The sequence below is a fragment of the Vibrio sp. WZ-1 genome (assembly GCF_052037695.1).
Taxonomy (GTDB): Bacteria; Pseudomonadota; Gammaproteobacteria; order Enterobacterales; family Vibrionaceae; genus Vibrio.
Genome location: NZ_JBQEQR010000051.1, coordinates 13,432 through 36,358 on the forward strand (window position 1 = coordinate 13,432; position 22,927 = coordinate 36,358).

At 44.5% G+C, this 22,927-nt stretch carries 23 protein-coding genes; 19 read left to right on the forward strand and 4 right to left on the reverse strand.

Annotated features, from left to right (window positions below; translation table 11 throughout):
* Positions 1 to 17: 17 nt before the first annotated feature.
* The 4 genes from argC (at position 18) to argH (ending at position 5,265) form a co-directional block, all read left to right on the forward strand.
* Positions 18 to 1,022, forward strand: a complete 1,005-nt coding sequence (gene argC / locus ACTS60_RS03420; RefSeq protein WP_440887138.1) for an N-acetyl-gamma-glutamyl-phosphate reductase — start codon at positions 18 to 20, stop codon at positions 1,020 to 1,022.
* A 21-nt stretch (positions 1,023 to 1,043) separates the two neighbouring features.
* The gene (argB, locus tag ACTS60_RS03425; RefSeq protein WP_440887139.1) at positions 1,044 to 1,835 is read left to right on the forward strand and encodes an acetylglutamate kinase; all 792 of its coding nucleotides are present in this window, start codon (positions 1,044 to 1,046) and stop codon (positions 1,833 to 1,835) included.
* A 90-nt stretch (positions 1,836 to 1,925) separates the two neighbouring features.
* On the forward strand, positions 1,926 to 3,140 hold the full coding sequence (locus ACTS60_RS03430; RefSeq protein WP_009705512.1) for an argininosuccinate synthase: 1,215 nt from the start codon (positions 1,926 to 1,928) through the stop codon (positions 3,138 to 3,140).
* Between the two features lie 250 nt (positions 3,141 to 3,390).
* Positions 3,391 to 5,265: an argininosuccinate lyase gene (argH, locus tag ACTS60_RS03435; RefSeq protein ID WP_440887140.1), complete on the forward strand. Its 1,875-nt coding sequence runs from the start codon at positions 3,391 to 3,393 to the stop codon at positions 5,263 to 5,265.
* A 166-nt stretch (positions 5,266 to 5,431) separates the two neighbouring features.
* Here argH and ACTS60_RS03440 read toward each other — a convergent pair whose 3' ends face one another.
* Positions 5,432 to 5,701, reverse strand: a complete 270-nt coding sequence (locus ACTS60_RS03440; protein ID WP_440887141.1) for a DUF3624 domain-containing protein — start codon at positions 5,699 to 5,701, stop codon at positions 5,432 to 5,434.
* 453 nt (positions 5,702 to 6,154) lie between these two features.
* The gene (locus ACTS60_RS03445; RefSeq protein ID WP_010443933.1) at positions 6,155 to 6,883 is read right to left on the reverse strand and encodes a redoxin family protein; all 729 of its coding nucleotides are present in this window, start codon (positions 6,881 to 6,883) and stop codon (positions 6,155 to 6,157) included.
* A gap of 174 nt (positions 6,884 to 7,057) precedes the next feature.
* Between ACTS60_RS03445 and oxyR the strand changes: the two genes are divergently transcribed.
* The gene (gene oxyR / locus ACTS60_RS03450; RefSeq protein WP_440887142.1) at positions 7,058 to 7,966 is read left to right on the forward strand and encodes a DNA-binding transcriptional regulator OxyR; all 909 of its coding nucleotides are present in this window, start codon (positions 7,058 to 7,060) and stop codon (positions 7,964 to 7,966) included.
* Positions 7,967 to 8,032: 66 nt separating this feature from the next.
* On the opposite strand, the gene ACTS60_RS03455 is transcribed toward oxyR, so the two are convergent.
* Complete coding sequence (locus tag ACTS60_RS03455) at positions 8,033 to 10,594, reverse strand: penicillin-binding protein 1A (protein WP_440887143.1); 2,562 nt, start codon at positions 10,592 to 10,594, stop codon at positions 8,033 to 8,035.
* Positions 10,595 to 10,734: 140 nt separating this feature from the next.
* Here ACTS60_RS03455 and pilM point away from each other — a divergent pair, with 140 nt between their 5' ends.
* From pilM to rplI, 14 genes are all read left to right on the forward strand, one after another.
* The gene (gene pilM / locus ACTS60_RS03460; protein ID WP_440887144.1) at positions 10,735 to 11,754 is read left to right on the forward strand and encodes a type IV pilus assembly protein PilM; all 1,020 of its coding nucleotides are present in this window, start codon (positions 10,735 to 10,737) and stop codon (positions 11,752 to 11,754) included.
* Complete coding sequence (locus ACTS60_RS03465) at positions 11,738 to 12,325, forward strand: PilN domain-containing protein (RefSeq protein WP_440887145.1); 588 nt, start codon at positions 11,738 to 11,740, stop codon at positions 12,323 to 12,325. The genes pilM and ACTS60_RS03465 overlap by 17 nt, the downstream gene beginning before the upstream one ends.
* A complete protein-coding gene (locus ACTS60_RS03470) occupies positions 12,318 to 12,911 on the forward strand; it encodes a type 4a pilus biogenesis protein PilO (RefSeq protein WP_440887146.1) in 594 nt (197 codons plus the stop codon). The genes ACTS60_RS03465 and ACTS60_RS03470 overlap by 8 nt, the downstream gene beginning before the upstream one ends.
* Complete coding sequence (locus ACTS60_RS03475; RefSeq protein ID WP_440887147.1) at positions 12,901 to 13,413, forward strand: pilus assembly protein PilP; 513 nt, start codon at positions 12,901 to 12,903, stop codon at positions 13,411 to 13,413. The genes ACTS60_RS03470 and ACTS60_RS03475 overlap by 11 nt, the downstream gene beginning before the upstream one ends.
* 37 nt (positions 13,414 to 13,450) lie before the next feature.
* Positions 13,451 to 15,184, forward strand: a complete 1,734-nt coding sequence (locus ACTS60_RS03480) for a type IV pilus secretin PilQ (RefSeq protein ID WP_440887148.1) — start codon at positions 13,451 to 13,453, stop codon at positions 15,182 to 15,184.
* Positions 15,185 to 15,373: 189 nt separating this feature from the next.
* Positions 15,374 to 15,892 (forward strand): shikimate kinase AroK, encoded by a 519-nt coding sequence (aroK, locus tag ACTS60_RS03485; RefSeq protein ID WP_010443904.1) that lies wholly within the window; start codon positions 15,374 to 15,376, stop codon positions 15,890 to 15,892.
* A 31-nt stretch (positions 15,893 to 15,923) separates the two neighbouring features.
* The gene (aroB, locus tag ACTS60_RS03490) at positions 15,924 to 17,024 is read left to right on the forward strand and encodes a 3-dehydroquinate synthase (RefSeq protein WP_440887149.1); all 1,101 of its coding nucleotides are present in this window, start codon (positions 15,924 to 15,926) and stop codon (positions 17,022 to 17,024) included.
* A 51-nt stretch (positions 17,025 to 17,075) separates the two neighbouring features.
* Complete coding sequence (locus ACTS60_RS03495; protein ID WP_440887150.1) at positions 17,076 to 18,596, forward strand: AAA family ATPase; 1,521 nt, start codon at positions 17,076 to 17,078, stop codon at positions 18,594 to 18,596.
* A gap of 69 nt (positions 18,597 to 18,665) precedes the next feature.
* Complete coding sequence (locus ACTS60_RS03500) at positions 18,666 to 19,505, forward strand: Dam family site-specific DNA-(adenine-N6)-methyltransferase (protein WP_440887151.1); 840 nt, start codon at positions 18,666 to 18,668, stop codon at positions 19,503 to 19,505.
* A 99-nt stretch (positions 19,506 to 19,604) separates the two neighbouring features.
* Positions 19,605 to 20,276: a ribulose-phosphate 3-epimerase gene (gene rpe / locus ACTS60_RS03505; RefSeq protein ID WP_128810022.1), complete on the forward strand. Its 672-nt coding sequence runs from the start codon at positions 19,605 to 19,607 to the stop codon at positions 20,274 to 20,276.
* Between the two features lie 244 nt (positions 20,277 to 20,520).
* Entirely contained in the window at positions 20,521 to 20,910 is a 390-nt protein-coding gene (gene rpsF / locus ACTS60_RS03510; RefSeq protein ID WP_010443890.1) for a 30S ribosomal protein S6, read from the forward strand.
* Positions 20,911 to 20,918: 8 nt separating this feature from the next.
* Positions 20,919 to 21,221, forward strand: a complete 303-nt coding sequence (gene priB / locus ACTS60_RS03515) for a primosomal replication protein N (RefSeq protein WP_021710728.1) — start codon at positions 20,919 to 20,921, stop codon at positions 21,219 to 21,221.
* A 16-nt stretch (positions 21,222 to 21,237) separates the two neighbouring features.
* Positions 21,238 to 21,465, forward strand: coding sequence for a 30S ribosomal protein S18 (gene rpsR / locus ACTS60_RS03520; RefSeq protein WP_000090472.1), 228 nt, complete (start codon positions 21,238 to 21,240; stop codon positions 21,463 to 21,465).
* A 33-nt stretch (positions 21,466 to 21,498) separates the two neighbouring features.
* The gene (gene rplI, locus ACTS60_RS03525; RefSeq protein ID WP_440887152.1) at positions 21,499 to 21,951 is read left to right on the forward strand and encodes a 50S ribosomal protein L9; all 453 of its coding nucleotides are present in this window, start codon (positions 21,499 to 21,501) and stop codon (positions 21,949 to 21,951) included.
* An 83-nt stretch (positions 21,952 to 22,034) separates the two neighbouring features.
* On the opposite strand, the gene ACTS60_RS03530 is transcribed toward rplI, so the two are convergent.
* Positions 22,035 to 22,799, reverse strand: a complete 765-nt coding sequence (locus tag ACTS60_RS03530; RefSeq protein ID WP_440887153.1) for a DUF481 domain-containing protein — start codon at positions 22,797 to 22,799, stop codon at positions 22,035 to 22,037.
* Positions 22,800 to 22,927 lie beyond the last annotated feature (128 nt).

Consider the following 22,927-nt stretch of genomic DNA (forward strand, 5'->3'; position numbering starts at 1 on the left):
TATATGGATGTCATGTAATGCTAAAAACCACGATTATCGGAGCCAGCGGCTACACCGGCGCAGAGTTGGCTTTAATGGTCAACAAACACCCTGAACTCACGCTATCAGGTTTATACGTTTCCGCCAATAGCGTCGATGCAGGAAAGAATATTGCGCAATTGCACGGCAAGTTAGCGGGTGTGATTGATATGCCAGTTTCACCACTGACCGACCCCAAGCAAATCGCTCAAGTGTCTGATGTGGTTTTTCTGGCGACAGCACATGAAGTAAGCCACGACTTGGCTCCTATCTTCCTAGAGGCGGGATGTCAGGTATTCGATTTATCGGGTGCATTTCGTGTGAAAAGCGAAGGTTTCTACGACACCTTTTATGGTTTCGAGCATCAACATAATAACTGGTTAGATAAAGCGGCATACGGCTTAGCAGAGTGGAACCAAGAATCAATAAAAACCACTCCTTTGATTGCAGTAGCAGGTTGTTACCCAACTGCTTCACAGCTCGCAATCAAACCTTTATTAGAACAGGCATTACTGGATACAAACCAATGGCCAGTGATCAACACAACCAGCGGTGTATCAGGTGCTGGGCGTAAAGCCTCTATGGTTAATAGCTTCTGCGAAGTGAGCCTGCAGCCTTACGGTGTGTTTAACCATCGTCATCAGCCAGAGATTGCTCAGCACTTGGGTTGCGATGTGATTTTCACGCCACACCTAGGCAACTTCAAACGCGGCATTCTTGCCACTATCACGATGAAGTTGACGCAAGGTGTGACGGAAGCACAAGTGGCACAAGCATTCGAACAAGCTTACCAAGGAAAACCAGCGGTTCGTCTTAAAGGTGATGGTATTCCACGTATTCAGGATGTTGAAAATACGCCTTTCTGCGATATCGGCTGGAAGGTACAAGGCGAACACATCATTGTGATTTCGGCGATCGACAACCTACTTAAAGGTGCATCGAGTCAAGCGATGCAATGTCTCAATATTCATTACGGTTACCCAGAACTGACAGCGTTGCTGTAGTCGTTGAAAGAGGGAAATGCGATGACGCAAACCAATCAAGCTCCTTTAGTCATTAAGCTCGGCGGTGCAGCTCTATCTTGCACTCAAACCTTAAGCCAACTGTTTGCTGCAATTGCGGCTTACCAAAAGTCGGCACAGCGACAAATCGCCATCGTTCATGGCGGTGGCTACCTAGTTGATGAGTTGATGGCAAAGCTTCAGCTTGAAACCGTAAAGAAAAACGGTCTACGCGTAACACCTTACGATCAAATTACTGTGATTGCGGGCGCGCTTGCTGGTACCGCGAACAAGATACTGCAAGGCCAAGCAATTTCTGATGGCCTGAATGCGGTGGGTTTAAGTCTCGCTGACGGTGGTTTATGTCATGTTGAAGAACTTGATCCAGAGTTAGGCGCAGTAGGTAAAGCATCACCGGGTAATTCAAGTCTATTACAAGCGGTGTTAAACGCAGGCGCACTGCCGATCATCAGCTCAATTGGTCTGACTGAACAAGGTCAGATGATGAATGTGAATGCGGATCAAGCTGCTGTTGCAGTGGCCGGTGCATTGGATGCGGAGTTAGTGCTTCTATCTGATGTGAGCGGCGTACTCGATGGCAAAGGTCACTTGATCAAGACGTTATCCGAGCAAGAAGCCGATGCATTGATCAAAGGGCAAGTGATCACCGACGGTATGATCGTCAAAGTCAAAGCCGCTTTGGAGGCCGCCAATGATCTTGGTCGTCCTATCGAAGTTGCGACATGGCGTTACCCAGAGAAACTGACCCAGCTATTTGCGGGTGAAAGTATTGGCACGCAGTTTCTGCCGCAATAAAGCAGAAGCAAACCAGTTAAAGAATTGAACATTAGGAAGTGGTTGGCACTGACCGCCTAGAGCAGCGCCAGTTAAGTTTGGAGAAGAAACATGAGCAAAGTGAACGTAAATAAAGTGGTAGTCGCATACTCAGGCGGTCTAGATACTTCAGTAATCATCCCGTGGCTAAAAGAGAACTACGATTGTGAAGTAGTGGCTTTCGTTGCCGATGTTGGTCAAGGTGCAGAAGAACTAGAAGGCATTGAAGCAAAAGCAAAAGCTTCTGGTGCTTCTGAGTGCTACATCGCTGACCTGAAAGAAGAAATGGTCGCCGATTACATTTACCCGACGCTAAAAACGGGAGCTTACTACGAAGGTAAATACCTACTAGGTACATCAATGGCGCGTCCAATTATTGCCAAAGCGCAGGTTGAAGTCGCACGTAAAGTTGGCGCAGACGCACTGTGTCATGGCTGTACAGGTAAAGGTAACGACCAAGTACGTTTTGAAGGCGCATTTGCAGCGCTAGCACCAGATCTGCATGTTATTGCCCCTTGGCGTGAGTGGGATCTAGTGAGCCGTGAAGAATGTCTGGATTACCTAGCAGAGCGTAATATCCCTTGTACGGCTTCTCTTACTAAGATCTACTCGCGTGATGCGAACGCATGGCACATTTCTACTGAAGGTGGCGTTCTAGAAGATACATGGAATGCGCCAAATGAAGATTGTTGGGCTTGGACTGTCGATCCAGAGCAAGCACCGAATGAAGCTGAAACCGTGACGCTGAAAGTAGCGAAAGGTGAAGTTGTTGAGGTGGACGGTGAAGCAATGACACCATACAACGCATTGGTTTACCTAAACGAAAAAGGTGCGAAGCACGGTGTTGGTCGTATCGATATCGTAGAAAACCGTCTAGTAGGTATGAAATCACGTGGTTGTTACGAAACTCCTGGCGGCACGATTATGATGGAAGCGCTGCGTGCCGTAGAGCAACTGGTGCTGGACAAAGCCTCATTTGAGTTTCGTGAAGAACTTGGCCTAAAAGCATCCCACCTTGTGTACGATGGTCGTTGGTTTACGCCACTATGTAAGTCGATCTTAGCTGCGTCAGAAGAGCTAGCTCAAGACGTCAACGGTGAAGTGGTTGTGAAGCTTTACAAAGGCCACGCAACAGTGACGCAAAAACGTTCAGATAACAGTTTGTACTCTGAAGAGTTCGCTACTTTTGGTGAAGATGAAGTTTATGACCAAAGCCATGCTGAAGGCTTTATCCGCCTTTACTCGCTATCAAGCCGTATTCGTGCGTTGAACAGCCAGAAAAAATAAGCCAATTTAATGCCTTATAAGATAAGAGACCTGCCAATATTGGCGGGTCTTTTTCGTTTTTGCTGACCTCATTGGCATAAAGATAAAATAACCATGAATAAATATGTAAAAATATTGAATTTCTACTTTATTTTTATCTGCGATTATCGTAACGTTGAGGCATAAGAAAAAGTGAGCAAATGACCATCGATTTGGTCAACACTTAATGAAGAACACGTTAGCGTAAGCAATAGTCATCAGGAGAGACGCAATGGCATTATGGGGCGGAAGATTTACCCAAGCGGCAGACACCAGATTTAAAGACTTCAACGATTCATTGCGTTTCGATTACCGATTGGCTGAGCAAGATATCGTAGGCTCAATTGCGTGGTCTAAAGCATTGCTTTCTGTTGACGTGTTATCTGCAGAAGAACAACAAAAGCTTGAGTTGGCACTGAATGAACTCAAGCTTGAAGTGATGGAAGACCCACACCAAATCCTGCGCTCAGATGCGGAAGATATCCACTCTTGGGTCGAGCAGCAACTGATCAACAAGGTCGGCGACCTAGGCAAGAAACTACACACAGGACGTTCTCGTAATGACCAAGTCGCGACTGACCTTAAGCTTTGGTGTCGTCAGCAAGGCCAACAATTACTGATTGCGCTAGACCGCCTGCAAACACAAATGGTCGATGTCGCTAAGCAACACCAAGATACGGTGCTGCCAGGTTATACCCACTTACAACGTGCTCAGCCTGTGACATTTGCTCACTGGTGTCTAGCTTATGTTGAAATGTTTGAGCGTGATTACTCACGTTTAAGTGATGCACTCATGCGTTTGGATACTTGCCCACTTGGCTCAGGTGCGCTTGCAGGTACCGCATACCCAGTCGATCGTGAAGAACTTGCGCATAGCCTTGGTTTTCACCGTGCAACACGTAACTCGCTGGATTCAGTTTCTGACCGAGATCATGTGATGGAACTAATGTCAGTCGCGTCGATTTCGATGTTACACCTATCACGTTTGGCTGAAGATATGATCTTCTACAACTCAGGCGAGTCTAACTTTATTGAATTGGCTGATACGGTGACGTCCGGCTCTTCTCTGATGCCGCAGAAGAAAAACCCAGATGCACTAGAGCTTATCCGTGGTAAAACTGGGCGTGTATACGGTGCGCTGGCAGGCATGATGATGACAGTAAAAGCCCTGCCATTGGCTTACAACAAAGACATGCAAGAAGACAAAGAAGGTCTGTTCGATGCGCTTGATACATGGAACGATTGCATGGAAATGGCGGCACTGTGCTTTGATGGTATTAAGGTTAACGGTGAGCGTACACTAGAAGCAGCGAAACAAGGTTACGCAAACTCTACTGAATTGGCAGATTATCTAGTGGCGAAAGGCATCCCGTTCCGAGAAGCGCACCATATCGTCGGTGTTGCTGTGGTCGGCGCAATTGCTAAAGGCTGCGCGTTAGAAGAGTTGTCGATTGAAGAATTGAAATCCTTCTCGGAAGTAATTGAGGCAGATGTATATGACATCTTAACCATTGACTCGTGTCTAGAGAAGCGTTGTGCGCTTGGCGGTGTTGCACTTCAGCAAGTGGCTTACGCGGTTGAGCAAGCTGATAAGCGTCTTTCTCAACGTGATACCTCTGCGGTGAAAGTACGTCCTGCTCGTCTAACAGATATCGAAACACTGGAAGGCATGGTGGCATACTGGGCTAATATGGGTGAGAACCTACCACGCTCTCGCAATGAACTGGTGCGTGATATTGGTTCGTTCGCGGTAGCGGAGCACCATGGAGAGGTCACAGGTTGCGCTTCTCTGTACGTGTACGATTCTGGTCTTGCAGAGGTTCGCTCGTTAGGTATTGAAGCTGGTTGGCAAGGGCAGGGACAGGGCAGTGCAATTGTGAACTACCTAGTTGATAAAGCACGTCAGATGGCAATTAAGAAAGTCTTTGTGCTAACACGTACCCCAGAGTTCTTTATGAAGCAAAGTTTCGTGCCAACATCCAAATCATTGTTGCCTGAGAAAGTACTGAAAGACTGCGATCAGTGCCCACGTCAGCATGCATGTGATGAGGTTGCGCTAGAGATCAACTTGTTTGAGCAACTGATCCAGAAAAGTAATGTAGCCTAGACTAATGATTATATTAGTATTTTAGAAAAGACTGAAAAAATAGGAAAAAAATTGGGAACCTTTAAGAGGAAGCCGGGTCTATTAAAGTACCACTGCTTTTTCTTAGAAGAATCTAAGAGAGCCCCAAAACCGATATTGGTTTTGGGGCTTTTTTCTATCTGTCATTCTAGGGATGATCATCTTTGTTTTGTTTCCCGCGGCGGCGTTGCCACGGCAGAATGACGAAGCGCATCCAAAGGTGTAAAAACAACAAGCCGTTAAATGCAAAACCTGCAAAAATCAGTGCGATCGATTCAATACTCTGTGGATCATCCTTAAACGCAAACCACCACACAATCCAGCATAAAACCGAAAGCACGGTCAGTTGATCCATGCATCGTCGGCAGCGCCCAATCTTTTTCCAAAACCAATGTTCTTGGCAACTTTGACAAGTCATTGTTCTATCCACACTAACTATTTGTTCTGATTATAACCCTAACTCAAGCGCGAACATGTCTTTGTCGCCTTTTTCACGTCAAACGTATCTAACCAAAAATGGAAAGTTAGCTTGGTGGGAAATTTGTAGCACGCAATTGACGTATGATTCAATGTCAGCCTGAGAATAGGAAAATTATAATGTCGACAGAACTTAAAGTAGCACTAGGCCTTGCTGGTGGTTTCTTCACCATTGGGTTTGCTGCTATTGTGCTTGTAAGCCGTTATGCAATGATGGCTGCATAACCGCCACTCTATTGATTTTTGAATTGATAAAGTTGGAAGAAGAAAGCCTCGTATATTACGAGGCTTTCTGTTTACTGGGGGATGGCCTCCCGGGCGAGGGATGCACCGAGAGGCCGAGGGCTGAGTTCTGGACAGCTAAATTGCCAACCCAAGCCCGTTAGGCAAATTATTAACCAAGGTAAGCTTCTAGTTCTTCGCTACCGCCGATGTGTTTACCACCGATGAAGACTTGAGGAACCGTCGTGCGACCAGAGATTGCACGTAGGCTGACTGTTGTTGCATCTTTACCCAAAATCACTTCTTCATATTGAAGATCGTGGTCAATCAGATTTTGCTTCGCTTTCATGCAGAAAGGACAGCCTGGTTTAGTGAATACAGTGATCGATTCTTGAGTTTTGTATTCAGGTGCAACATAGTTCATCATAGTGTCTGCATCAGATACTTTGAACGGGTCGCCAGGCTCGTTTGGTTCGATGAACATTTTCTCAACCACGCCGTTTTTCACTAGCATGCTGTAACGCCATGAACGCTTGCCGAAGCCGATGTCGTTTTTGTCCACCAGCATACCCATACCATCAGTAAACTCGCCGTTACCATCAGGAATGAAAGTGATGTTTTCTGCTTCTTGGTCAGCTTTCCATGCGTTCATTACAAACGTATCGTTGACTGATACACATAGAATTTCATCCACACCATGCTCTTTAAATACCGAGAACAATTCGTTGTAACGCGGTAGGTGGCTTGATGAACACGTCGGAGTAAACGCACCCGGCAAGCTGAATACGATAACCGTTCTGTCTTTAAACAGCTCATCCGTGGTTACGTTCACCCATGCGTCACCTTTACGAGTAGGAAAAGTAACTTGTGGTACAGCTTGACCTTCTTTTGATGCAAACATGATGATTTCCTTTTTAAATCTATGAAATAATTCGTTTTCGAGCTTAGCGTTATTTGTCGCTCAGTTTCGTTTTGTTGAGCTCATTATTGAAAAAAAACTTTGATAGCTCTAATCGTTTAATGCTATGGTTTTGATAGATTATTTCTATCGCTAAACAAGAAGCGAATCGTACGTATGAATATTCGAGATTTTGAGTACTTGGTGGCGCTTGCGGAGCACAAGCATTTTCGGAAAGCAGCGGAAGCCTGCTTTGTTAGTCAGCCAACGTTAAGCGGCCAGATTCGTAAGTTGGAAGATGAATTGGGCGCAGCATTGCTAGAAAGAAGTAGCCGTCGTGTGCTGTTTACTGATTCTGGTTTGCAGCTGGTGGAACAAGCAAAACGTATCTTAAGCGAGGTGAAAACCTTTAAAGATATGGCGAGTGGTCAAAGCGGTGCTATGACTGGTCCTATGCACATCGGTTTTATCCCAACCGTTGGGCCTTATCTTTTACCTAAAATCGTCCCACACCTCAAAGAAGAGTTTCCTGAGTTAGAACTTTTCTTGCATGAAGCTCAAACACATCAGTTAGTCCGTCAGTTAGAAGAGGGTAAGTTAGACTGCCTTGTTTTAGCCTCTGTTGATGAAACCGCACCGTTTAAAGAGATTGAAGTCTACAACGAACCATTAAGTGTGGCGGTACCTTGCGACCATGAATGGGCAAGCCTAGATCATATTGAGATGTTAGATCTAAATGGTAAGACGGTCTTATCTCTGGGGGATGGGCACTGTTTGCGAGACCAAGCGTTGGGCTTTTGTTTTGCTGCAGGAGCAAAAGACGATGAGCGCTTTAAAGCCACTAGCCTAGAAACCTTGCGTAATATGGTTGCTGCAGGAGCAGGAATTACGCTATTACCACAACTGTCTGTACCGAATGAAAAGAAGAAGGACGGAGTGTGTTATGTTCCTGCGATAAACCCAACACCATCACGTAGCATTGTATTGGTTTATCGCCCCGGTTCTCCGCTGCGTAGCCGCTTCGAGACTCTGGCGGAAACGATCAAAAGTATACTTGATGATCATGAAAGCTATGCAGCAGCATAGTGGTTGAATATGAAGGTAAATAAAAGGGAGCCCAATGGCTCCCTTTTTCGTTTCTCAATAACAGAATTAGAATAGCTCTTCTGAACCACCACCGCCTGAGTAGATGCTGTCTTCCAGGCTATTACCGACGTACTCTGTTGGCTCAGTACCTTTCTCGAAGTACTCAAACATCGACGTGCCATCGACTTTATGTGTCAGCAGTCCACTGTCACGATCGATGCGCACACGAACGATATCATCAGGGATAGCCTTACCTTGTTGTGGTACACCTTCGAGTGCTACATGCATAAAATCAATCCACGCTGGTTCTGCAGTTTTTGCTCCAGACTCAGCACCAGAGATTTGGCCTTTGCCTAGATTGCTGTTCACCGTAGTTCGACCTAGCGTACGAGAGTGGTCATCAAAACCAACCCATGCAATTGCGACAATGCCAGGCCCGTATCCGTTGTACCAAGTATCTTTCGAATCGTTGGTAGTACCTGTTTTACCACCAATATCTCTGCGATCCAGTTTCTGTGCGCGCCAACCAGTACCATTCCAACCCGTGCCTTCACGCCAGCTACCACCACCCCAGATATTGCTGTACATCATCTCACGCATTAGGAATGCGTTTTGCGCTGAGATAACTTGCTTCGCGTATTGTGGAGTGTCGTTTTCTAGTGCGTTGTCTGGAGCAATGTTATCAGCCGTGACATCTTGCTCACCAAATTCAGCGGTAAACTTATCTTCTAGTTGTTCTGGCAGTTGAGGGCAGTTCTGTTGACAGATCACTTTCGGGTTAGCCTTAAATACCACTTCACCGAATGAATCTTCTACGTGGTCAACATAAAACGGCTCTACGTAGTAACCACCGTTGGCAAATACTGAGTAGCCTTGTGCCACTTTCATTGGAGTTAAGCTACCAGCACCTAATGCGATGGTCTCTGAGCGTGGCACTTCATCAATATCAAAACCAAAGCGTGTCAAGTATTCACGAGTTTCATCTAAGCCAACTTCACGCAGAGTTCGTACCGCCATTACGTTCTTAGATTGAGCTAGGCCGATACGCAGACGAGTAGGGCCGATGTAAGTCGGTGGCGAGTTCTTTGGACGCCATGCTGAACCAGAGCCTGCATCCCATTTGTTGATTGGTGCATCGTTAACCAATGACGCAAGCGTTAAACCTTTATTGATTGCTGCCGAGTAGATGAAAGGTTTGATACTTGAACCAACTTGACGCACAGACATCGTCGCACGGTTAAACTTACTATGAACAAAGTTGAAACCACCAACCAGAGAAAGCACGGCACCGTTTTCTGGATTCATAGCTACAAATGCTGTGTTTGCACTTGGCACTTGGCTTAGCTTCCAACTATGCGTGGTGTTACCTTCTTTATCAGTTGTGCTGATTTCACGAACCCAAATTTGTTGGCCTGACTCCAAGATCTGCTTCGCTGATTTTGGCACGGCACCTTGGCGTTCATCGGTCAGGTATTTACGAGCCCAGTTCATGCCAGTCCAAGCGATGGTTTGCTCATCGTTATTCTTCACCCAAACTTGTGCAGACTTTTCGTCGACTTTGGTGACAATTGCTGGATAGAGTTGACCGTAAGTTGGCTGTTTCTTCAGATGTTTTTCAATCTGTTCTATATCCCAAGCGGCTTCGCCTTCTTTCCACAATACTTTTTCAGCTCCGCGGTAACCGTGACGTTCGTCGTAAGCAAGGATGTTGTTGATTGCGGCTTTATTGGCGGCATCTTGCAGCTTTGAATCTACGGTCATGTAGATATTTAAACCAGACGTGTAAGCCTTTTCTTCACCATATTCTTTTACCGCCCATGAGCGCGCAAGTTCTGCGACGTATGGTGCTGAAAGCTCAATCTCAGCGCTGTGGTAACGAGCAACAATCGGTTCAGAGCGAGCTTCATCGTACTGTTCTTGCGTGATGTACTTTTCATCGAGCATACGCATTAAAACAACATTACGACGTTTAGTTGCACGTTCTAGCGAATATAACGGGTTCATTGTAGAAGGTGCCTTTGGCATACCTGCTAGCGTAGCGATTTCACTTAGAGTTAGTTCACCTAAGCTCTTACCAAAGTAGACCTGTGCTGCTGCGCCAAAGCCATATGAGCGATAGCCAAGGAAAATTTTGTTGACATACAGCGCCATGATTTCTTGTTTAGAAAGAAGCTGCTCAATGTGAATTGCAATAAAAATCTCTTTGACTTTACGCATGATTTTCTTCTCATTAGATAAGAAGAAGTTACGAGCTAGCTGCTGAGTAATGGTACTCGCACCTTGCTTGGCTGAGCCGGATAAGGCAACCACAACTGCGGCACGAGTAATACCGATCGGGTCAATACCAGGGTGCTCGTAGAAACGACTATCTTCAGTAGCAATCAGCGCATTGATGAGTTCTTGAGGAATCTCATCGTAAGTTACAGGAATGCGACGCTTTTCGCCAAACTGTGCGATCAGCTTCCCGTCCTGACTATAAACTTGCATAGGTGTTTGTAATTCAACATTTTTTAGTGTGGCCACATCTGGTAATTCTGGTTTTACGTATTGATAAAAACCAAAAATAGTGGTCACTCCAAGAATTATGCAAATCAATGTTAATAAAAATAAACGCTTTATGAACTTCACCGGAGAATCCCTGATTGGTTGAGGCTGTATAACTATAAACCCTTGTACTCTAGGTCAAAAAATTAGCAACAGAGGTATTAACTCTTATTTGGGTGCTAATAACAACCTTTGCACGAATAAAATTCGGAGCGAGAGTCTACATGGATAAGTTACTAGTTACTGGCATTGATATTACTCATCGCAGCCTCAAAGCCGTAATACTAAAACCAACAGAGAAGAGCTTTTCCCTGCTTGGTTTTAAAGAAATTGTACTAAACGACGACATTGTCGCTGAAAACCAACTCATAAATCATCAAGAAATTGTAAATACCCTAAAAGAGATAAAAAAGTCGCTGCCGTTATTTCATCGAAAAGTAGCGATAGCTGTACCAGATAGTGCTGTTATCTCAAAGGTTTTGCAGTTAGATAGTGAATTAGAAGAGAGCGAAGTTGAGTTTGCAGTGGCACAAGCCTTTTCTCTTCAATCTCCAATTCCTATCGATGAGCTTAGCTTGGATTATGTCCCCTGTGGTGGGGGAGTCCTGGCTAATAAAAATAGACAATATCAGGTATTTGCTACTAGAAAGGATTTGGTTGATAGCAGGGTGAAATTATTGGAACAAGCGGGCTTAAAACCCGTAGTGGTTGATGTGCATGCTCAGGTTGCAGGAGAAATATGGCAATTAGCAGCGGAGCGCTTCCCTGAAAAAGGCAACTTTTGTCTTGTGGATGTAAGAGATCGTGATGGCTCGATAACGATGTTCAATACGGAAGGAGAGCTATTTCATAAAGAGTTTATTTGGAACTCTTTTGAGCCATTAATTCAAGACAAGAGCCTCCCTGATGGTGAGGATGCTGAAATACAAGTTACCGATCGCTTTAATAATGAAGTTGCCAAAAGAATCCAGAGGCAATTTCAACTTTACGCTTCTGTATCGGGTTCCAATGATATTCAAGGTATCTGGTTGTCAGGCTCAAAGGCGTCGACACCGATGCTATCAGAAACGCTGTCTACAAGGCTAAATATTAGCTGTGAAATCCTTAACATATTTGAGCACTTCGACATCCAGCTTCCACCAAAACGTCGAAGAGATCTAGATGGGCAAAGCTTCACAGCCGCTGCAGGCATTGCTGTCAGAGCAATAAAGTGTTTAAGGAGGGGAAATGCTTCAACCTGTTAACTTACTGCCTTGGAGAGAGCAGAAAAGAGAAGCGCATCGCCGTCAATTCATGGTTTTGATTCTGTTTGCTTTTTTAGCCACTTTTTGTGTGCAGATGGGCATTAAGCAGTATTTTTCATATCAGCAACAACAGCAACAAGAACGGCTGGATTATCTCGAGCATTACATTGCTGATTTAGATAAGCGTATTGAGGAAATGAAAATTGCCGAACAGGAGCACAGCAAAATTCTTACACGCCTAAAAGAGGTGGAGAGCTTACAACAAGGAAGGAATAAAACGACGGAGTTTATGAGTTTGCTACCTAATACCATACCGTCGGGAGTTTATGTCGACAAAATTAAAATGGACAACCTTGCGGTAGAGATAAGTGGGATAAGCGATAGCACTTCTCGCTTAGCAACTATGCTTGATCGAATGGAAAAGTCTACAGAATTGATGGATGTGGAGATGCACTCAATTGTTCATGGTAAGTCTCGGTTTGGAAAGGAATTTCAAACTTTTAGAGTTTCATTTCTGTTTAAGCAAGGTGAGCATTTAGCTATTGGTTTGGATGGTAAGCAAGATGAATAGTTGGCAAGAGCTAGAACTTGATGAAATTGCGGATTGGCCAATTGTCCCGCAAGCCTTTGTTATCATCATTTTTGCATTATTACTGCAAGGACTGGGCTATTGGTTTTTTTTAAAGACTGAAGGAGAGCGGCTTGATGTATTGGTTGAAGAAGAGCGTCGACTTAAAGTTGTCCTAAAGATTAAGGCAAATAAAGTGGCAGCATTACCTCAGTTACAGTCTCAACTTGATGAGCTAACGACACGTTATGAATATCTTCTCCAACAGCTTCCAGCGCAAAAAGAGCTTGCCACTATGCTGGCTTCTGTTAATGAACTTGGGATCGATAACAACCTTACGTTTGCAAGGATAGACTGGGGTGATAAGCAACCTGAGCGATTCTTATATCGTTTGCCATTAAATATCGAACTAACAGGCAGCTATCATGATATTGGTCGTTTTTCTCAAGCAATTGCGACTCTTCCTCGAATTATTACCTTTCAGGATCTCACTTGGCAAAGGGTAAGCCAAGAAAGCGAAACGTTACATTTTAGAGTGAGGGCGAGCACATTCCAGTTTAACCCTGAGGAAAAGAATAATGAGAGCTAACTGTGGGTTATGGCTTGCTTGTATGTCACTTGTCGGTTGCAACGCAAATGATGAGTCTTTATCGGACTATATTCGCCAAGTTGAATCTGAAGCCCGTATCGATGTCGCGAAGCTAAAACCGGAGAAAAAGTTTCTTATCGCACCTTATTTACCTCGCTCAAAGCGAGAGCCTTTTGCTTTACCTGAAGAGGCGACTATCGCATCACAACCAGTTGCTCGTAACGATTGCTGGCAACCTTCCAAACGTAAACGAAGTAGCAAGCTAGAACATTTTCCTTTGAGTCAACTAAGGCTTAAAGGAGTTATGGGAATGGGAAGCAGTGTTTCTGGGTTAGTTCAAGCTCCGAATGGGACTGTCTATAAAGTGCATGCTGGTCAGTATATTGGACAGAATAATGGCAAAGTCACCCATGTGTCGCATTCATACCTGTTGATAAACGAAACCTTACCCGATGGTTTAGGTTGCTGGCAAAAGCGCAAGGTTAAGTTGGCTTTGAGATGAGTTATATCGCTTTGATTACAAGAATTGAGTAAGTGAAATGAAACAAGGAAATACATTGAGATACAGGAAGTTATTAGAATTCTTATGGTTGTGTGGACTGCTATTGTTTTCCTCAGCTATTTGGGCAGATGAGTCTTCGTCCAACGCCCTGAGAAGCATTGATTTCAGAAGTAACAAAGATAAAGAGGCGGTTATTGTTGTTGAGCTCGCATCACCTGCCGCTGTCGTTGATGTCAAACGAGTTCAAGAAGGGTTGAGTATTGACCTTCTTAATACGTCTGTAAAAGATGATCAACTTTACCTTCTTGATGTCAAAGACTTTGCAACTGCCGTTGATAGTGTTGAAGTCTTCCGTGATGCTGCAACAACGAGATTATTGGCTCATGTTGAAGGCGATTATTCGCATGACTACCGGCTCACGGGTAGATATCTTGAGGTCAAAGTTGCGCGATTAAAACCAAATGAGAAAGCGCCTGATAAAAGTATCCTTGCGAAGGAGGGCAAGCTAATCTCTATTAACTTCCAAGACATACCAGTCAGAAATGTCTTGCAGTTGATAGCAGACTATAACGATTTCAATTTGGTTGTCTCTGACTCTGTTGAAGGAAACTTAACGTTACGTCTGGATGGTGTGCCATGGCAGCAGGTATTGGACATTATTCTACAGGTTAAAGGGCTTGATAAACGCGTTGATGGCAACGTTATTCTCGTTGCGCCAAAAGAAGAACTGGACTTACGTGAAAAGCAACAGCTAGAGAAGCAAAAGTTAGAAGAAGAAATTGGGGAACTAACCTCAGAAATCATCAAAGTAAATTTCGCCAAAGCTTCGGATATTGCGGAGATGATTAATGGTGAAGGGAATATCAGTATGCTTTCCAATCGAGGTAGTATGACCATTGATGAGCGTACTAACTCTCTACTTATTCGGGAGCTGCCAGAAAATATTGCAGTGATACGCGATATCGTTGAGTCGCTAGATATTCCCGTTAAGCAGGTTCAGATAGAGGCCAGAATTGTAACCGTGAACGAAGGTAATCTTGATGAACTTGGTGTTCGCTGGGGCTTTAGTTCTATAAATGGTAACAATATGGTAGGTGGCTCAATTGAAAACAACTTAGCTTCGATTGGTCTCTATGACGAGGGAGGGGATGGTGAAGATGGGAATACTGTTGGGATTGATGATTTCTTAAATGTAAACCTGGCAGCGACTTCGCCTAGTGCAACGAGTATTGCCTTTCAAGTTGCTAAGTTGGGCTCCGATACACTGTTAGATTTGGAGCTTTCCGCTCTACAACAAGAATCTAAGGCGGAAATTATCTCAAGTCCGCGTCTAGTTACAACAAACAAAAAGCCTGCCTACATAGAACAAGGTACAGAAATTCCTTACCTCGAAGCATCTTCCAGTGGGGCTACTTCCATCACTTTCAAAAAAGCAGTATTAAGTCTAAAAGTTACCCCACAAATTACCCCTGATAATCGGTTGGTTTTAGACCTGAGTGTGACCCAAGACCGTTTAGGCAAGGTCGTTAAAACGGGTACAGGCGAAGCTGTAGCGATTGATACGCAGCGCATAGGGACTCAAGTGCTTGTAAATAATGGTGAAACCGTCGTGTTAGGTGGAATATTTCAGCACAATGTTACTAACACAGTGGATAAGGTTCCCCTGCTAGGAGATCTTCCATTGCTAGGGGCGCTATTTCGAAGAAGTTATGAAAATGTGGGTAAGAGTGAACTACTGATTTTTGTGACACCTAAGGTAGTCGTTCAGTGACCGATTCACAGATAAAAAGGCGATCAGATCAAAAATAAAGTTGCATTAGTGGCATCATGCTTGGATAATTTCGGGTCTTATCACGAATTATCTGTGAGGAATTGGTGCCACAAGCCTTGTATAACAGCGGTTTAGCTGTGTTTTCTTGTGGCGATCTTATTGAATTAACGTTGTAAATTACCGCTAAATATGGCTGAGAAACGTAATATTTTCCTTGTTGGCCCAATGGGCGCCGGCAAAAGTACAATTGGTAGACACCTAGCACAGCAACTGCATATGGAGTTTGTGGACTCTGATACAGTGATCGAAGAACGCACGGGTGCGGATATCGCTTGGGTTTTTGATGTTGAAGGTGAAGAAGGCTTCCGCAAACGCGAAGAAGCTGTACTTGAAGACCTAACTCAAGAGCAAGGCATCGTGCTAGCAACGGGCGGAGGCTCTGTAAAGAGCAAAGAAAACCGCAACCGTCTTTCAGCACGTGGTGTTGTTGTTTACCTAGAAACAACTATTGAAAAGCAACTTGCTCGCACAAACCGCGACAAGAAGCGTCCTCTACTTCAAACTGACAACCCTCGTGAAGTATTGGAAAGTTTGGCAGGCGAACGTAACCCTCTATACGAAGAAGTAGCGGATTACACAGTTCGTACTGACGATCAGAGTGCAAAAGTGGTAGCCAACCAGATCGTAAAAATGCTAGAAGAGAGATAAGCATTTATCTTTTTCAAATTGGAGCACACCGATGGAACGGATTACGGTCAATCTAGCAGAGCGTAGCTACCCAATCTCAATTGGCGCCGGGTTATTTGAAGACCCGGCGTACCTTTCTCAAATTCTTTCAAACAAAAATGCCAATCAGAAAGTCGTCGTGATCAGTAATGTCACGGTTGCTCCTTTGTACGCGGAAAAAATTCTTAGCCAGCTAAAACAGCTTGGTTGTGATGCCTCATTGCTTGAATTACCTGATGGTGAGCAATACAAAAGCTTAGACACATTTAATCAAGTCATGAACTTCCTACTAGAAGGAAGCTATGCTCGTGACGTAGTGATTATTGCGCTAGGTGGTGGTGTGATTGGCGATCTCGTTGGCTTTGCTTCAGCATGTTACCAACGTGGTGTTGATTTCATTCAGATTCCAACCACATTATTGTCTCAAGTGGACTCGTCGGTTGGCGGTAAAACAGCAGTGAACCATCCGCTTGGTAAAAACATGATTGGTGCTTTTTACCAACCTAAAGCGGTTATCATCGATACCAACTGCCTATCGACGCTACCAGAGCGTGAGTTCGCTGCGGGTATTGCAGAGGTGATCAAGTACGGCATTATTTACGATGGCGCTTTCTTCGACTGGTTAGAAGAGAACCTTGACCGTCTATATGCATTGGATGAAGAAGCACTGACTTACGCCATCGCACGTTGCTGTGAAATCAAAGCGGAAGTTGTAGCTCAAGATGAGAAAGAGTCGGGCATTCGAGCGCTGCTGAACTTAGGTCATACTTTTGGTCACGCGATTGAAGCTGAAATGGGTTACGGTAACTGGTTACATGGTGAAGCGGTATCTTCAGGTACGGTTATGGCAGCGAAGGCGTCGCACTTACGTGGCTTGATTTCGCAGCAACAGCTGGATCGCATTATTACCATTATGCGTCGTGCAAAACTGCCAGTGCACACCCCAGATACCATGAGCTTTGATGATTTTATGACGCATATGATGCGTGATAAGAAAGTCTTATCCGGTCAGCTGCGTTTAGTTCTACCAACTGGGATTGGTAGCGCTAAAGTTATCGCGGACACTCCGCAAGACATAATCAAACAAGCTATCGACTTCGGTCGCGATATTTAACCTAAACAGTGACGCCTTAAGGCGTCATTGATGCATTATTAGGGTTAACGAATGAGTGCAGCTCATATTTTAGAATTAGACTCTCAAACAGATTTATTACATCGCCTCGCAATGTTGAGCAACTTTAGCTCTAACCTTATTGTGGTTAATGGCGATGTTGGATTCGGAAAGTCATGGCTAGCCCAACGATATCTTGAAGTTGGCGCCACGAATAAGAATCAGTGCTTATTGCTGTGTCATCCCAACCAGGATGATACCCAGCGTCGTATGCAGATTTTAAGTCAAATTGTGAGTGATGCGCTTTTCAATCAACAAGATAGTTTGCTAGATAGTATGGAGCGAATTCTAGATAGTGAATCTTGTGACATAGCGATAGTTGTCGATGATGCTCATCTATTGAGTGAAGCTATTATTTCTGAGTTGTGGATGCTTGTATTGGCTGCTCAGTCAAACCCAAGTTGGAAAATTAATGTCATATTGTTTTCCCAATTAGGTCGTTTAGAGAACGTTCTACAACGAGTGAGTTACGGGCAAGAACTTAAACCGGTTGAACTTGAAATTGATATGCTGTCTGAAATGGAAGCAAGGCAGTTCTTCGAGTCACTGGTGATGCGCTATGTTGATGATGACAATGAAAAGCGTACGCGGGCTGCTTTTAAGACAGTCAGTCCAATTCCTGGTGACATTATGGCGTTAGGGGATTTAAAAGTGGAAAAAAGGATCATAATCCGCTCTATAGTTGGTTCACCAATTAAAATTGCTATTGTTGTATTAGCATTGTTGCTTCTTGCGGCTGGAGGATACTGGTGGATGCTCAATCAACCAACGCCTGATGATAAAGCGCAGCAAATAGCCGGCGCTTTGGAACAGACGGCAATACCAACGTTATCTGAGCCGCGTGATGAAGAAACTAAAAAAGCGGAAAACTTAACGCCGCTAGATCACAGTGTCGATCCCTCTTTGGATGTGGTAGGGGCTCAAGATGATTCGGATGCGCTGCCGCCTGCCATTGTCGATGAGGTAGCGAGTGTCGGTAATGAAGATACTCAACAGCGAGTTATTATTGAATCTGATGTTGTTGATGCATTACTTGAAGGTAAGCCTGAAACGGCAGATACAACAGAAATAAAGCAAGTCGTAGAGTCTACATCGACTCAAAGCGAAGCGCCTAGTGGTGCAAGTTCGGCATTGATTGAAGTGATTCGACCTGAAGCCACGGAAGACATTAATGCTCCTGATTCAGAGGTTGCTTCACCGCCGATTGTTCAGTTCTCCTTTGCTAAAGAAGAATTAAAAGCTCTGTCTCCTAGAGCATATACCTTGCAATTAGCTGCTATGACCTCTTTAGAAGATGTACAATCATTTTTAGATGACTACCAACTTAACGATAAAGTAAGAATTTATCCGACCGTTAGAAACAACACTGATTGGTACATCATTACTTATCAAGATTTCCCAACCATTCAGCAGGCTAGAGATGCGGTAGATGATTTGCCGTCTTCACTCAAAGCGTTGAGCCCATGGGCAAAATCGTTAAGACAAGTTCAGCGTGAGATCGAGCGGGTGAAATAATCCTGAGCTTCGCTGAAAAATATGTTACATTCCGCAGCCTTAATTTTTGGTCGATAGATAGAGCAGTAGATGAAAAAGCAACGAGCCTTTCTGAAGTGGGCAGGAGGAAAGTACGGTCTGGTTGAAGACATCCAACGTCATTTGCCACCGGCTCGAAAGCTAGTTGAACCTTTTGTTGGGGCTGGTTCGGTTTTTCTTAATACCGATTACGACCAATATCTACTGGCGGACATTAATCCAGATTTAATTAACCTCTACAACTTGCTGAAAGAGCGTCCTGAAGAGTATATCTCCGAAGCGAAGCGTTGGTTTGTTGCAGAGAATAACCGCAAAGAAGCCTACTTGAGTATTCGCGCTGAGTTTAATAAAACTGATGACGTGATGTACCGCTCTCTGGCGTTCCTGTATATGAACCGTTTTGGTTTTAATGGTTTGTGCCGTTACAACAAAAAGGGTGGCTTCAACGTGCCATTTGGTTCTTACAAGAAGCCGTACTTCCCAGAAGCAGAGATGGAATTCTTTGCTGAAAAAGCGAAGAAAGCGACTTTTGTCTGTGAAGGTTACCCAGAAACATTCAGCCGAGCACGTAAGGGCAGTGTAGTTTACTGTGACCCGCCTTATGCGCCACTATCGAACACGGCGAACTTTACCTCGTATGCGGGTAATGGTTTTACGCTTGATGACCAAGCAGCATTGGCTGATATTGCAGAGAAAGCGGCGACTGAACGCGGCATTCCAGTTCTGATCTCTAACCACGACACAACATTAACGCGTCGCCTATACCATGGCGCAGAGCTGAATGTGGTAAAAGTGAAGCGTACTATCAGCCGCAACGGCAGCGGTCGTAATAAAGTTGACGAGCTGCTTGCTCTATTTCGTGCATCAAACGCGGATAAATCGAACTCTTAGTTCTCACACTATTGCATCTAAATAGTGGATCTCCCCACTGGCTTCGGTAGAATTGCGCGCAAATTATTTGCTGTTTGCTCGCCACTACTGAGGTCAGGTATGAAAGATTTTCTAATTGCTCCATCCATTTTATCGGCTGATTTTGCTCGTCTCGGTGAAGACGTAGAGAAAGTACTCGCAGCGGGTGCGGATGTGGTGCACTTCGACGTTATGGATAACCACTATGTACCAAACCTGACTTTTGGTGCGCCAGTGTGTAAAGCATTACGTGATTACGGCATTACTGCGCCAATCGATGTTCATCTAATGGTGAAGCCTGTTGATCGTATCATCCCTGACTTTGCAAAGGCTGGTGCGTCGATGATCACATTCCACATTGAAGCATCTGAGCATGTAGACCGCACCCTCCAACTTATCAAAGAGCACGGTTGTAAAGCTGGCGTGGTACTTAACCCTGCAACTCCGCTTGCACACCTTGAGTTCATCATGGACAAAGTTGATTTAATTCTACTGATGTCAGTTAACCCTGGTTTTGGTGGTCAATCATTCATTCCTCACACGCTAGATAAGCTACGTGCAGTACGTAAGATGATTGATGAGTCTGGTCGTGATATTCGCCTAGAAATCGATGGTGGTGTGAAAGTAGAGAACATCCGTGAAATTGCAGAAGCGGGCGCAGACATGTTTGTAGCGGGTTCGGCTATTTTCAGCGAGCCAGATTACAAACAAGTGATTGACAAAATGCGCACTGAACTTGCTCAAGTAAAATAAAGGCTGGGAATAAGCGCAAGAACGCACTGGATTAATAAGGCTACCACTTTGCTGGTAGCCTTTGCTATTTCTGGCTTGAGCTAAGCAAAAATATCCATCATGGTGTGCAAATAATCACTTGCCTATTTTGCGTCCTTTCTGTACTATTCGTGCTCCTTAAAACTCGGTCAATTTTCTTTAGTTCCTTGCTTCCTCTGGACGACCGAGCCAATCGTGGAAGCTAATAATCCGTAAGGAGCAACCAATGCGTCATTACGAAATCGTATTCATGGTGCACCCTGATCAAAGCGAGCAAGTTGCTGGCATGATCGAGCGTTACACTGGTTCAATCACTGAAGCTGGCGGTAAAATCCACCGTCTAGAAGACTGGGGCCGTCGTCAACTGGCTTACCCAATCAACAAGCTTCACAAAGCTCACTACGTTCTAATGAACGTTGAAGCTGACCAAGCTGTAATCGATGAGCTAGAAACTGCTTTCCGTTTCAACGATGCAGTTCTACGTAACATGATCATGCGTACTAAAGCGGCTATCACTGAGCAATCTATCATGCTTAAGCAGAAAGAAGAGCGTGCAGAGCGTGCTCCTCGTCGCGAAGAGCGTGCTGAAGCTAAGCCAGAAGCAGCTGCTGAGTAATATTTCTTATGACCAACCGAATGGAGCTGAGTGGCACCATTGCCAAGCCGCCCATTCGTAGTAAAAGCCCTGGTGGCATTGAACACTGTCGATTTTGGTTAGAGCATCGCTCTACTGTTATCGAAGCTGACCTACCACGACAAGTTTATTGTCGAATGCCGGTAGTCGTTAGTGGGCTTGGGTCACAAGCATTAACTCAGAATTTAGTACAAGGCAGTAACATTAAGGTAAGTGGTTTTGTCGCTTATCAGACCGGCCGAAATGGCGTTGGGAAATTAGTGTTACACGCCGACAACATTACTCAAATTTAAGATCAGGAGATAGCCCATGGCTCGTTTCTTCCGTCGTCGTAAATTCTGCCGTTTCACTGCAGAAGGCGTACAAGAGATTGATTACAAAGACGTAGCAACTCTTAAAAACTACATCACTGAAGCTGGTAAAATCGTACCTAGCCGTATCACTGGTACAAGCGCTAAGTACCAGCGTCAACTAGCTCGCGCTATCAAGCGTTCTCGCTACCTAGCTCTACTACCGTACACTGACAAGCATCAGTAATCGGTTCGTTTTATTAAGAAAGAGGATTAAACAATGCAAGTTATTCTACTTGATAAAATCGGTAACCTAGGTGGTCTTGGCGATACAGTAAACGTTAAGTCTGGCTACGCTCGTAACTTCCTTATCCCTCAAGGTAAAGCAGTTATGGCAACTAAAGGCAACGTTGAAATGTTCGAAGCTCGTCGCGCTGAACTAGAAGCTAAAGTTGCTGAGCAACTAGCTGCTTCTGAAGCACGTGCTGAGAAAGTTAACGCTCTAGAAGCTGTTGTTATCGCTTCTAAAGCTGGTGACGAAGGTAAACTGTTCGGTTCTATCGGTACTCGTGACATCGCTGACGCTATCACAGCTGCAGGCGTTGAAGTTGCTAAGAGCGAAGTTCGCCTACCTGAAGGTGCTCTACGTAACACTGGTGAGTTCGAGATCAGCGTTCAACTTCACTCAGAAGTTTTCGCTACTGTGAACGTACAAGTTGTTGCTGCTGAGTAATTCAGTACCAAGACGAAATACTAAAAAGCACCTCTTATGAGGTGCTTTTTTATGCCTGAAATATACGAAAATGGAAGCTGGTGTTAAAACAGAAATAGTAGATTTACAGAAAAGACACTGTCAGCTTTTTCCAATCCTTCCGGCACTTTATCGTGATATTGGCGTGAGTGAGTAAGCTTCAATGCAATATCTTCAGTAATATCATTGGTGATGCTTAAATCACTATCAACTCGGGTATTACTTTTACCTGCAACTAGCGTGACGTCGGCTGAAAAACTCAGGTTGTCGAGCACTTGCCACGAGGTATTAATATTGCCTCGGAAGATACCTTCTTGGACAATATCTGGGAAGATAATGTCATCGTCATCAATCTCATCTAAGTTAGGCTCTTGGTAACGAAAACCTGGCCCCACTTCGACTTCTAATACAAATTGTTCTGTGTAAGAGAATTGATAACCTAAACCGCCAGAAAATGTGTAATCTTTGAAATAAGCACTGTAGCGAGAGTCCACACCTTTAAAGCTGCCGTAGAAATATGTTTTTGGACCTAACTTATAGTCGGTTTGAGCGCTATAAGTTGAGGAGCGCTTATCTTCTTCGCCATCTTTATATAGATTATAGAACTTCCATTCTCCATTCGAACGGTGTCGTCCGGCGGTGTACTCTGCGCTAAGGCGAGCATTTAAGGAACGTGAATCCGTGTTACCTGTGTGAGCTTGATAGCCGAACTCGACCTCAGTTTTCAGCGGGTCAGGAGCTTTGACGGTTTGCTCTGATTGTACTGATTCTTCGGCATACGATGTACCTGCACAAAGCAAGCCAAAGCTAAGTAACCAGTATCGGGACACAAATACCTCGGATGTTGATAAAAGGAGGGGAATGATACTGATACATATAGTCTACTTGGTCAATGGTCGGTTAATTTTTATTAGACCCAAACGAAATTCAATACCTATTGGCGAGTTGAATTCCTGAC